Origin of the sequence: Hydrogenophaga sp. (assembly GCF_048549895.1) — a bacterium.
In the GTDB taxonomy this organism is placed as follows: Bacteria; Pseudomonadota; Gammaproteobacteria; order Burkholderiales; family Burkholderiaceae_C; genus Hydrogenophaga.
In genome coordinates, this window is sequence record NZ_JBLYYB010000167.1 from 1 (window position 1) to 10,913 (window position 10,913).

At 60.7% G+C, this 10,913-nt stretch carries 11 protein-coding genes, 2 tRNA genes and 1 pseudogene; 11 read left to right on the forward strand and 3 right to left on the reverse strand.

Annotated elements, in window-relative coordinates:
* The 8 genes and pseudogenes from ACN4F8_RS16345 to ACN4F8_RS16380 form a co-directional block, all read left to right on the forward strand.
* A pseudogene (locus tag ACN4F8_RS16345) lies at positions 1 to 486 on the forward strand (hypothetical protein); the annotation flags it as partial.
* A gap of 16 nt (positions 487 to 502) precedes the next feature.
* Positions 503 to 907, forward strand: a complete 405-nt coding sequence (locus ACN4F8_RS16350; RefSeq protein WP_419474531.1) for a hypothetical protein — start codon at positions 503 to 505, stop codon at positions 905 to 907.
* A 508-nt stretch (positions 908 to 1,415) separates the two neighbouring features.
* On the forward strand, positions 1,416 to 1,796 hold the full coding sequence (locus ACN4F8_RS16355) for a hypothetical protein (RefSeq protein ID WP_419474532.1): 381 nt from the start codon (positions 1,416 to 1,418) through the stop codon (positions 1,794 to 1,796).
* Positions 1,793 to 1,981 (forward strand): hypothetical protein, encoded by a 189-nt coding sequence (locus ACN4F8_RS16360; RefSeq protein WP_204733935.1) that lies wholly within the window; start codon positions 1,793 to 1,795, stop codon positions 1,979 to 1,981. The genes ACN4F8_RS16355 and ACN4F8_RS16360 overlap by 4 nt, the downstream gene beginning before the upstream one ends.
* Before the next feature lie 96 nt (positions 1,982 to 2,077).
* Positions 2,078 to 2,986, forward strand: coding sequence for a hypothetical protein (locus ACN4F8_RS16365; RefSeq protein WP_419474533.1), 909 nt, complete (start codon positions 2,078 to 2,080; stop codon positions 2,984 to 2,986).
* Entirely contained in the window at positions 2,983 to 4,263 is a 1,281-nt protein-coding gene (locus tag ACN4F8_RS16370; RefSeq protein WP_419474534.1) for a hypothetical protein, read from the forward strand. Before ACN4F8_RS16365 ends, ACN4F8_RS16370 begins: the two co-directional genes overlap by 4 nt.
* 534 nt (positions 4,264 to 4,797) lie before the next feature.
* A complete protein-coding gene (locus tag ACN4F8_RS16375) occupies positions 4,798 to 5,190 on the forward strand; it encodes a hypothetical protein (protein ID WP_419474535.1) in 393 nt (130 codons plus the stop codon).
* A 350-nt stretch (positions 5,191 to 5,540) separates the two neighbouring features.
* A complete protein-coding gene (locus tag ACN4F8_RS16380) occupies positions 5,541 to 6,191 on the forward strand; it encodes a tyrosine-type recombinase/integrase (protein ID WP_419474540.1) in 651 nt (216 codons plus the stop codon).
* Positions 6,192 to 6,294: 103 nt separating this feature from the next.
* Here ACN4F8_RS16380 and ACN4F8_RS16385 read toward each other — a convergent pair.
* From ACN4F8_RS16385 to hrcA, 3 genes are all read right to left on the reverse strand, one after another.
* Positions 6,295 to 6,371: transfer RNA gene (locus ACN4F8_RS16385), tRNA-Arg, on the reverse strand.
* A 26-nt stretch (positions 6,372 to 6,397) separates the two neighbouring features.
* Positions 6,398 to 6,474: transfer RNA gene (locus tag ACN4F8_RS16390), tRNA-Ile, on the reverse strand.
* Between the two features lie 36 nt (positions 6,475 to 6,510).
* Positions 6,511 to 7,530: a heat-inducible transcriptional repressor HrcA gene (gene hrcA / locus ACN4F8_RS16395; protein ID WP_419474536.1), complete on the reverse strand. Its 1,020-nt coding sequence runs from the start codon at positions 7,528 to 7,530 to the stop codon at positions 6,511 to 6,513.
* Between the two features lie 94 nt (positions 7,531 to 7,624).
* Between hrcA and ACN4F8_RS16400 the strand changes: the two genes are divergently transcribed.
* The 3 genes from ACN4F8_RS16400 to rapZ all read left to right on the forward strand — a co-directional run.
* Complete coding sequence (locus tag ACN4F8_RS16400) at positions 7,625 to 8,542, forward strand: NAD kinase (protein WP_419474537.1); 918 nt, start codon at positions 7,625 to 7,627, stop codon at positions 8,540 to 8,542.
* 45 nt (positions 8,543 to 8,587) lie between these two features.
* Positions 8,588 to 10,231 carry a DNA repair protein RecN gene (recN, locus tag ACN4F8_RS16405; RefSeq protein WP_419474538.1) on the forward strand — a complete coding sequence of 548 codons (1,644 nt, stop codon included), beginning with the start codon at positions 8,588 to 8,590 and terminating at the stop codon, positions 10,229 to 10,231.
* A 14-nt stretch (positions 10,232 to 10,245) separates the two neighbouring features.
* Positions 10,246 to 10,913 (forward strand): RNase adapter RapZ (rapZ, locus tag ACN4F8_RS16410; RefSeq protein WP_419474539.1); only part of this gene is annotated, 668 nt, incomplete at its 3' end.

Here is a 10,913-nt window from a genome sequence, read left to right on the forward strand (position 1 = left end):
GTGGTCGACGTGGGCGGCGGAACGATTGACTTTCTGGCGGCCTACGACAAGGTCCCCAACTACGAACGGTCGGGTGCTCATCCAGAGTCGATGCTGGCGTGCGCGTACGAAGTGGCCAAAGCGATCAATCCGGAGCTCAAGAATCAATACGGTGTGATTCAGGCGATTGACCTGGCCATCCGCGACAGCCGGGAAACCGTTCGCATTGGCGGCGAGGACTACGAAATGGCCCGATACAAGGGTGCCATCAACGAGGTCCTGCGCAGGGGTTACGAGGCAATGCTAAACACGGTGGGCGCCTTGAATGACTTTGACAACATCTTGGTCTGCGGTGGTGGTGGTGCGGTGTTCTTTGAATTTCTCCGTGAACACGCACCCGGACTGCGGCGCCGCCTGAAGATGGATGGTGGCTCAACCTTCTCCAACGTGCGCGGCTTCCAAGTAGTCGCCGACTACGCTGCGAATGAAGCCTACGCGAACGGTTGATCAAAGGGAGCACACCATGGTGCAACGAAAACGATCACCGAATCCAGACGAAGCTCTGCGGGTCCGAGTCACGATTCCCCCCGATGGAGTTGGAGTCCTGGACTATCTCAAGGGGATCAGCCCTGCAGGTCTCAACATGGAGATCCTGCAGTTGGTCCACTTGGGCTACCAGTTCCGAATGGCCATGGGCCGCTGGAGCTTGCCGCCTTTCGGCCAACTGCATCCCACACCAACTGCAGTTGAAGCGTCAGTCGCTCCCCTGAATCTATCGGTTCCCACTGGCGTACCTGAAAACATCCAAGTCAATGCTGCCGATCCCTTGGAGGAAGGAGCATCCGTTGCCAGTCCGTTCGATGCAAGCTTTAAGAGCATATTCGGGCCCGCGTACGAACGAACAAGGAACCGAAAGGCGTCGGCCTGACTTGGCCAGGATTGGGATGAAGTGACGCAGTCACCATCAACTCGATCAACAACAGATCGTGGTGAGGTGAATACTTCAGGGCGACTCTTCACTGCAACCCATACAAGCACGCTTGCGCCGATTTTCCTCGGCAAGCCTTGCAATTTCTCTGTTCAACCAACGGATTCCACAAATGGCCAACAGGATTCCAACAAGCATGAATACCTTGAGCAGATCTGGCGCCGACATTTGAACTCCTGGTTGAACACAATCGTTGAAAAATATTCTAGGCGTCCATGCTCAGAAAGCAAGCTAAGCGCAGCGGAAAAGCGTGCTCCTGCGAATGTCATCGCAACTTGGTTTGTTGAGCATTGGCAACGGGCCCCTAGATTTTTCATTCACCCGATGTACTCCGCTTGCCAGCGGCCTGCAGGGCGAGCTGCAGTCGACGAAACATTGACCGCGCGGCCTTGACATCAGGGCCTCTTGTGCGAACTTGGTCTGACCAATCCACACGCAAGAGGAACGAATGACTCCCACTCTCCAAGAGGCGATTCGGGCCACGACCTGGCGCCAAACCCTCAGACAGCACTTCGACGTTGCCGCGCTGAATCGATCTATCACCGGGGCGCCCCACTGGCTCTTGAAGTCGGTGTGCGGACGCAACCTGCTCGTGCAGAAGCTGCGTCAATTGCGGCCCGGCCTGGGATTCTCGCTCTGGGCAACCCGCAGTGCATTGGATCCCCTGCTCGAGGCCATGGTCGACGAGCTTGGGCTGCGCACGATGCCGGAACCTAGCAACCTGCAAGAGCAGATCTGCTTTCTGCGTTGGGCCGCTGCACGAATTATCTCGAGGGAGCCACTGCGCTTGCTTGGCCGAGGTTCCCTCCTCACAGGAGCTCGGGCATGAACTCCACTACCTGGCTGATGCTCGGATTCTTGATTTTTGTTGTCTGGATCGCGTATCAAGGTAACAGCAGCGCGAGAGGCCGATCATCACACTCTGATGACGACGATGACGACCCCTACAAGCAGATTCAGGATCAGATGGAGGAGGACCACTTGTACCGCCTCTGGCAGGACAGCGACTACTGATTCAGCCATGACAAAACCATCACACATCAGCACAAGCCAGGTGACATCTGACTTGGTTCCTGCGAAACAGGCCACCGTCCGGACCGCAGGGATGCCATGAAAGAAGAACGGCAATCGCTGCTCGTGAAGTGTTTAAGCGAGATGCAACAGGGAAGCCAGACCAGGGGTGCAGGGCGCACATCCCTTCAAACAGGCGAGAACGCGATGGATCCCGGCGTACAAACCGCAGAGGATCTGGACCAACTTGCCGTCACGGCGACCCGGCTGGCCTACCGGCACCGCCAAAAAGTCACTTTCAATGACCTCCTGGCCATTCCCGTGCTGTTCTGCGAGATGGACCATGTGGTCGTTAATAACGGCCCAGCTCTGCGGCCGCGCTCAACACATTGGGACATGGTTCAGGAGGCCCTGCAAAATTGGGCACCCGAATGCGTACGCACAAGTGTCCTGCACCGGCTACCGTGGGTAACCGATCTTGAGCACTGGGAACCTGAGACCACCCGCTTCTTGCTGGAACACGCGCTGCCCGGAGGTGCGACGTTTCAGCATGAGCTCGCACTACCAGCACATCAACCTGCACAAAGCCCAGCATCGCGCCTTGGCTTCATCCTGCTGGTGGCAAGCAGTGAACGAGGCTGGCCAACGCGATGGCTGCGCCGTGTGCAGGAGGGCGCACGTCTCAAAGCTGTCCTGAAATTTTTGCTCGAATTCGAAGGGGCATGTGTCGCGCAAGTGGGTGCGGTGTTACCCGCATCGGAAGCACTGACACAGGGAATCTGCGACTGGTTGACGCTGGAGGTCGAGCTCTCAGGCCACAACGCCTGGGACCTTCATCTCGACCGATACGACGCGGATCGCAGGTGGATCCATCTCGCGCGAGCAGGCGAGCCAGCGTCCCAGCTTCGCGTCCCCCTCCGGTCCCATCTGATTGGTTCGACCGGCCTGTCACGAATCGCGTCCCACATGGGCCTACTAGCCCCACGCCACCCAGAGGTACGGCAGTGAAGCGCAGTCTTGAGATGTATCTGCTGGCGATTGGCATCTGTGGACTTACGCTTGGCTATGTGGCTTGGCCGGGGACCGCATGGGGAGGCGCCCTCAGCGTCGTGCTGCCTTTCGTGTGCGGACTTCAGCCAACGCGGCTGCGAGCTTTGGCAATTTCCGCTGGCTATTACCTTGGCGCGCTCGGCCCGTACGCTATCGGTGAACTCCTGGTCACACAGGGCACCGATGGATGGGAAAGGCTGATGACCGCTTGCCTGGTTCTGGCTTTCTCCTCATCGGCATGGGCGCTCACTGGTGGCCACCACCCAACTGCATTTAGGCGGTTCATCACCATGCTGGGCGCGTGGTTCGTGACACTCGTTGCACCAATGGGTGGATGGGGTTTGGCACATCCCGCCCTGGGTTGGCTCTTCATCGGCAAGGGGGGAATGGGCGCGCTGACCCTTGTCGCTGCTGGCGTGTTGACCTCGCTCCTGCTCACCGCCATTCGCAGAGAACGTGAGCAGCAGGCACCGGTGAGCGTCATCTCCGGGCGATCGCTCGCCTTTGCTATCTGCGCCACTGTGATTCTGGGCGGAACCTTCGATCAGACGGCTGCGCCAAGCCACTTAGGTCCTGTCGCAGCAGTGTCGGCCAATCGAACTCAGGGGGAGCTGCATAGCCCCGACGTGCAGCGTAAAAAAGCCCTGCGGCTTGAGGCGCTGCTCGGCAAGCTCGCCCTGGTCAACCAGCAGCATGATCCGATCCTGTTGGTGTTCACACCTCAGCGGGACTTCGGGGTGAATCAGTTCACAGACCGGCAGGCCGTGCTACAGGAGCTTCGTGCGGCAGTGACGCGCCACAGGATCGGATTGGTCATTAACATGGCGGCTGCGACCTTGGGACATCCGGTACCGGCTACTTCGGAGTGCATCGCCATGCTCCCGAGCACGCTGGCAAACACAGTCAAGTTCCGGAGCCCAACCTGCAACGTCGAGGTGATTGCGATGGACCCATCTGCTACTGCTCCCGGTAGCAGGGCTGATGAGCACGGGCGACCAGCACAACTTGAAGTTGCTTATCAACATTGGCCCCGCGATGACTTGAAACCCTTTCTGGAACTCTGGCATGCAAGCGCGGCAGCAACCCATCCAGCGCGGATCGTCGTTTTGAGTATTGCGGACGGCACTCCTCAGATGACTTACGCCAGCCGTTTCATGGCAAAACACGTCCTGTCGCTTGCCTGGGCCACACGCAGTGGCGTTGTCGCCGAAACCATGAGACGCGAGCCAGCGTGAAACGCGATGGACAGCTGGGGCAGGCGTGCGAGCACTGACAAGGGCCTGCGCGCAGGACTGGTCGTGATCGATTGACCAGGTTCGGTCAGCACAATACATTTCTAGTCACCGTACGACAGTACGTGAAGGCACATGCCTTCCTTCAACTTGAGTTCACTGATTTTTATGAGTGAACTCCGCCCAAATCAGCGTTGTGACAAGTCTCGAATGAAAAGACTGGTCATGGTCGTCTGATTGATTCTGATCTGACCCAGATACCCGGGTCGGCGCACGCAAGTGCGTGAAGGCGAAATCCTTCAATCATCGCGAGCTACAGCCGTTCACGCGCCAGCTCGGCACCGGCCGCCTCCTGCGCAGGCCAAACAGGCATTTTCCGTTCCGCTCTTCGCAAAGCGGGCTCTTCATTTTTTCCTTTTCATTATTTGGGCAAGTTGTCTGTGCCCAGGCTCGGCTTTGCCTCACTGAGGCGCTTGCGTACTGCCGTGCTCTTGACAAGTGACTGACCTATGCAATCTTGATCAGAGAGAACCACACATGAAAGAAAAACCACGGCACGACTTCGACGATGAGCTCCCTCTGTACTGCATGAACCGCCAGCGTGCCATTCAAGCACTTTGCGTCAAGCCAAACTACTTCGACACGCACATCAGGCCGCGCCTGAGAACAACAAAGCAAGGCACTTCTCTCCTGTTCCTTTGCGAAGAAGTGAAGGCGATCGCATACGAAATGTTCAATGCACCCGGCACTGAGTTCCCTCGCGCCGACGACACGCAAACCAAACCTGAGAAAACGAGTGCAACACCATGGGAAAAAAATCAACCGGCATCTATCAACGTCAAAACGGTAGCTGGGTCGTCGACAAATTCGTCGAAGGCGTTCGTCTTTACCAAAGCTTTGAATCGTATGAAGACGCAGAAGCGTGGCTGACCCGGGAACTAGAGGTACTACGGCAGACGCGCGTCCATGGCGGCACCCCGCAGATCACCTTCGACCAAGCAGCTGGGCGCTATATTGAAGAGAATATTCATCTTCCGTCAGTAGAGTCATCTGGCTATCACCTGAAGGCGGTGATGCCGTACGTTGGCGACCTTCTGCTTGAGCAAGTTCACTCCGGAACACTGCAGCCTTTCATCGATGCTCGACGCAAGGCAAAGATCTCACACAAAACGATCAATCTGAGCTTGGGAGCGGTGCGTCGAGTGCTCAATCTGGCAGCGGGCACATGGCGCGACTCCGAGTCGGGCAAGCCTTGGCTGGCCTCGGCCCCACTGATCACCATGTTGCCTTTGACAGGTTATCAGCGGTCGCCGCGACCGATCACCTGGGACGAGCAGGAGCGTTTGCTCAAGGAGTTGCCGAAACATCTTCACGACATGGCGCTGTTTATCCTGCACAGTGGCGTGCGAGATGATGTGGTTTGTAATCTCCAATGGGACTGGGAGATCCCAGTACCGGAGCTCAACATCTCTGTGTTCGAGACTCCACCAGAAAACGTCAAGGGTCGCCGCACTTCAAAGCTGGTGGTGTGCAACCGCATTTCTCAGACGGTGATTGAGGAAGCACGAGGACGTCACCCTACCCACGTTTTTGCGATGTCATGGCGCCACCGTGAACTGGGACCGATTAAGGCCATGAACAACAGCGCGTGGCAAGCTGCGCGCTCAAGGGCTGGTCTGGGCGATCTGCGTGTCCACGACCTTCGACACACCGTGGGCATGCGACTGCGTGAGGCAGGAGTCAGTGAGTCGACTCGACGGGACGTGTTGTGGCACAGCAATCGCTCTGTCACCAACCACTACTCAATGGCCCAGATCCGAGAGCTTCATGAAGCTCTGGAGAAGATTACACAGCCGACCAATGGCTGGAACAAGAGCCTCCAGGCGCTAAAAGCGGAGCATGCGCTGCGGAAAGCTGGCACGCGGACTTGAGCCTCGGAAGCTGATGATCAATTCCGAGTCCCGCAAAAGTCCCGCAGCAAAGAAAAACGGGCTAGCTCTTTTGGAGCTAACCCGTTGATCTAGAACGATGTTCTGGTGCGGCTGGCAGGAATTGAACCCACGACCCCTTGGTTCGTAGCCAAGTACTCTATCCAACTGAGCTACAGCCGCGAAGCCTCGAATTATAGCAGGGTTTTTGGTAGGCCGTGTTGGACTTGAACCAACGACCAAAGGATTATGAGTCCTCTGCTCTAACCAACTGAGCTAACGGCCCTGCGCAGAGGGATTGTAGGGGTCGACCCGACCCGCCCTACTTGTTGTGGCTCAGGGCATTGCCCACCAGCTTGGCGGTCACGTCCACGATCTGGATCATGCGCTCATAGGGCATGCGCTGGGGGCCGATGACGCCCAGCGTGCCAACGATCTGGCCATCAACTTCGTAGGGCGCGGTCACGACCGACAGGTCTTCGTACGGCACGACCTGGCTCTCACCGCCGATGTAAATACGCACGCCATCGGCCTGGGCCGACACATCGAGCAGGCGGATGAGCTGCGTCTTTTGTTCGAACAGGTCGAACATGCGGCGCAGGTTGCCCATATCGCTGGAAAACTCGGTCACCGACAGCAGGTTGCGCTCGCCCGACACCACCACCTCGTCTTGCGCCGCGTCACCCTCGGCGCCGATGTCCACCGCGGCTTTCATGAGGTCGGCGATCTCGCCGCGCAAGGCGTCAACCTCGTGCTTCAGCCGTTCGCGCACGGCCTCCATGGTCAGGCCCGAGTAGTGGCTGTTGAGAAAGTTGGCGGCTTCGAGCAACTGCGACTGCGTGAACGTGGCCTGCGTGTGGATGATGCGGTTCTGCACCTCACCCTCGGGCGAGACGATGATCACCAGCACACGCCGGTCGGACAGGCTCAGGAATTCGATGTGGCGAAACACCGAGGCGCGGCGCGGCGACGTGATCACGCCCACGAACTGCGACAGGCTGGACAGCATGTTGGCCGCGTGGCTGATGACGCGGTGCGGCTGGCCGGCTTCGATGCCCGGCGCCGTCATCTCGTTCACGGGCGACAAACCTTCGCGGCGCACGGTGAGCATGGTGTCGACAAACATGCGGTAGCCGCGCGCCGTGGGAATGCGCCCGGCCGAGGTGTGTGGGCTGGCGATCAGGCCGAGCTCTTCCAGATCGCTCATCACGTTGCGGATGGTGGCTGGCGAGAGCTCCATACCCGCCGCACGCGCCAGGGTGCGTGAGCCCACGGGCTGGCCGTCGGCGATGTATCGCTCGACAAGGGTTTTGAGCAGCAGCTTCGCGCGGTCGTCCAACATCGTTTCATTTTACGGAGAGACCGATGCCCGGTACCGTTTGCGAGCAAGGGTTTTCGGGCAATCCACCACAGACGGGCTATGTTGTAATTTGTGCATGAGCATGCCCACCGACACACGGTCCAACACCTTCCGATCGGACCGTGCCTTGCGTTTTTCGCATGTGGTCATCGTCGGCAAATACCACGCACCCGGATCGCGCAATGCGGTCGACGAGATCGCGCACTTCCTGCACGACGAGGGCTGCGACGTGTCGATCGAGCAGGAGACCGCGTTCAACACCGGCCTCACGCAATACCCGGCGCTCACCGTCCCCGAGATGGGTCAACACTGCGATCTGGCGCTGGTGGTGGGTGGCGACGGCACCATGCTGGGCATTGGCCGCCAGCTGGCACGTTTTGGTGTGCCGCTGGTGGGCATCAACCAGGGGCGTCTGGGCTTCATCACCGACATCCCGTTCGAAGACTTCCGCGACAAGCTGCGCCCCATCCTGCGCGGCTCGTTTGAAGACGACCCACGTTCGCTAATGGCCGCAGGGGTGTGGCGAGATGGCCGCTGCGTGTTCGAGGCCACCGCACTCAACGACGTGGTGGTCAACCGCGGTGGTGCGGCCAGCATGATCGAACTGCGGGTGGAGGTGGACGGGCACTTTGTGGCCAACCAGCGCGCCGACGGTTTGATCATTGCCTCGCCCACCGGCTCCACCGCCTACGCCCTGTCGGCCGGCGGGCCACTGCTGCACCCGGCCATTGGCGGCTGGTTGATGGTGCCGATCGCGCCGCACACCTTGTCCAACCGCCCGGTCGTGTTGCCCGGCCACAGCGAGATTGCGGTGGAGGTCGTCTCCGGCAAGGAAGCCAGCGCGAATTTCGACATGCAGTCCTTCACCAGCCTGCTGCACGGCGACCGCATCGTGGTGCGCCGCTCCGAGCATGCCCTTCGCTTGCTGCATCCGGTGGGCTGGAGTTACTTCGACACCTTGCGAAAAAAACTCCACTGGAATGAAGGCGTCTGAGGACCCGGCAAAATCCGGTCTGTTTTCAACGCCACACTCTCCGACATGAGCCTCCGCCGCATCGCCCTGCGCGACTTCGTCATCGTGCAGTCCCTCGATCTTGAACTCGACCGGGGCTTCGGTGTGCTCACGGGTGAGACCGGTGCGGGCAAATCCATCCTGATCGACGCGCTGCAACTGGCGCTGGGTGCACGGGCCGAAAGCGGCGTGGTGCGCGAGGGCGCCGCGCGTTGCGAGATCGCCGCCGAGTTCGACGCACCCGCCTCCGTGGCGCCCTGGCTGGAGGAACAAGGTTTCCCGGTCGACGACAGCCTGCTGCTGCGCCGCACGGTGGACACCGAGGGCCGCAGCCGCGCCTGGATCAACGGCAGCGCGGCCACCATGGCGCAACTCAAGGCCTTGGCCGATGGCCTGGTGGACATCCACGGCCAACACGCCTGGCAAAGCCTCACGCGCGCAGAGGCCGTGCGCGATCTGCTCGACGCCTACGCCGGCATCGACACCAAGGCGGCCATGCTCGCCTGGACTCAATGGCGCCACCAGCGCAAGGCGCTGGACAACGCCACCGAGAAACAAAACACGCTGCAACAGGAAAGCGAACGCCTGTCCTGGCAAATTGCCGAGCTCGACAAGCTCGCACCGCTGCCCGGCGAATGGGAAGAACTGAACACACAACACAGCCGCCTGGCCAATGCGCAGGGCCTGCTGGACGCCGCACAAGCCGCTGTGACAGCGCTGGACGACGAAGAATCGAATGCCGCAGCGCTGATCCACCGCGCGCTCACCGCGCTGCAGGCGCAAGCGCACATCGAGCCCCGGTTTGCAGACGGCATTGCCGCACTCGAAGCGGCGTTGGCGCAAGTGCAGGACACCGTGCACAACCTGCACCAGTACGCGCGCCACACCGACCAGGACCCCGCCAGCCTGGACGCGCTGGACCAGCGACTGGCACAGTGGGTGTCGCTGGCCCGGCGCTACCGCCGCAGCCCCGAAGAACTGGCCGATGTGCTGGCGCAGTGGAAGCGTGAGCTCGCCACCATCGACCAGGCGCTGGACCTCGACGCCTTGCAGCAAGCCGAGCGTTCGGCCTGGAAGGCGTTCAATGCCGAGCTGCTGAGCATCACCAAGGAACGCCAGAAGGCCGCGCCCAAACTGTCCAAGGCGGTCACGCAAAGCATGCAGACCCTGGGCATGCAGGGCGGCGTGTTTGAAGTGGCCTTGCAGCGCCTCGAAGAGCCCCAGGCCCATGGTTGGGAACAGGTCGAATTTCGCGTGGCAGGTCATGCCGGCGCCACGCCCAAGCCGGTGGGCAAGGTGGCTTCGGGCGGTGAGCTCTCGCGCATTGCGCTGGCCATCTCGGTGGTCACCAGCCGGCTGGGGCAGGCACCCACGCTCATCTTCGACGAGGTGGACTCCGGCATCGGCGGCGCCGTGGCGCACACCGTGGGCCAGTTGCTGCGCCAGCTCGGGCGCGACCGCCAGGTGCTGGCCGTGACCCACCTGCCCCAGGTGGCGGCCTGCGCCGACCACCACCTGCTGGTGAGCAAGCAACTGGTGGGCAAGCAAACACTGAGCACGGTCGCACCCATCGGCCACGAAGCGCGCGTGGTTGAACTGGCGCGCATGCTCGGCGGCAGCGAGAAATCGGAGATTTCGCTCGCCCACGCCCGCGAACTCCTCTCGGCGTGAGCGCTCCAACCGCCATGACTGCAACGAACGAAACGCCGATCCACCTGGTGCTGATCACCGGCATGTCCGGCTCGGGCAAGTCGGTCGCGCTCACCGCGCTGGAAGACGTGGGCTTCTACTGCGTGGACAACCTGCCACCCGAGCTGCTCGAATCCTTCATCGAACTCGAACAGAGCCACAAGGCCAGCAAGGTGGCGATTGCCATGGACGTGCGCAGTGCCGGCTCGCTACCGGGTCTGCCCAAGCGGCTGGCGCAGCTGCAACACCACGCACAGCGCCCGGTGAACCTGACCACGGTGTTTCTCGACGCGACCACCGACACGCTGGTGCGCCGGTTCTCTGAAACGCGGCGGCTGCATCCGCTCTCGCTCAAGCAGTTCAACGACCAGCACCGCGCCCTGACCGATGCGATCGAGCAGGAGCGTGAACTGCTGGCCGAGCTGCGCGACCAGGCCCTGGTGCTCGACACCAGCCTGATCCGCCCCACGCACCTGCGCAGCCAGATCAAGGACCTGCTGGGCGCCACGCAGGCACCGCTCACGCTGGTGTTCGAATCGTTTGCGTTCAAGCGCGGCATTCCCATGGACGCCGACTTTGTGTTCGATGTGCGCATGCTCACCAATCCCCACTACGAGCCCCACCTCAAGTCCCTGACCGGACGTGACTCACCCGTGGCCGCCTA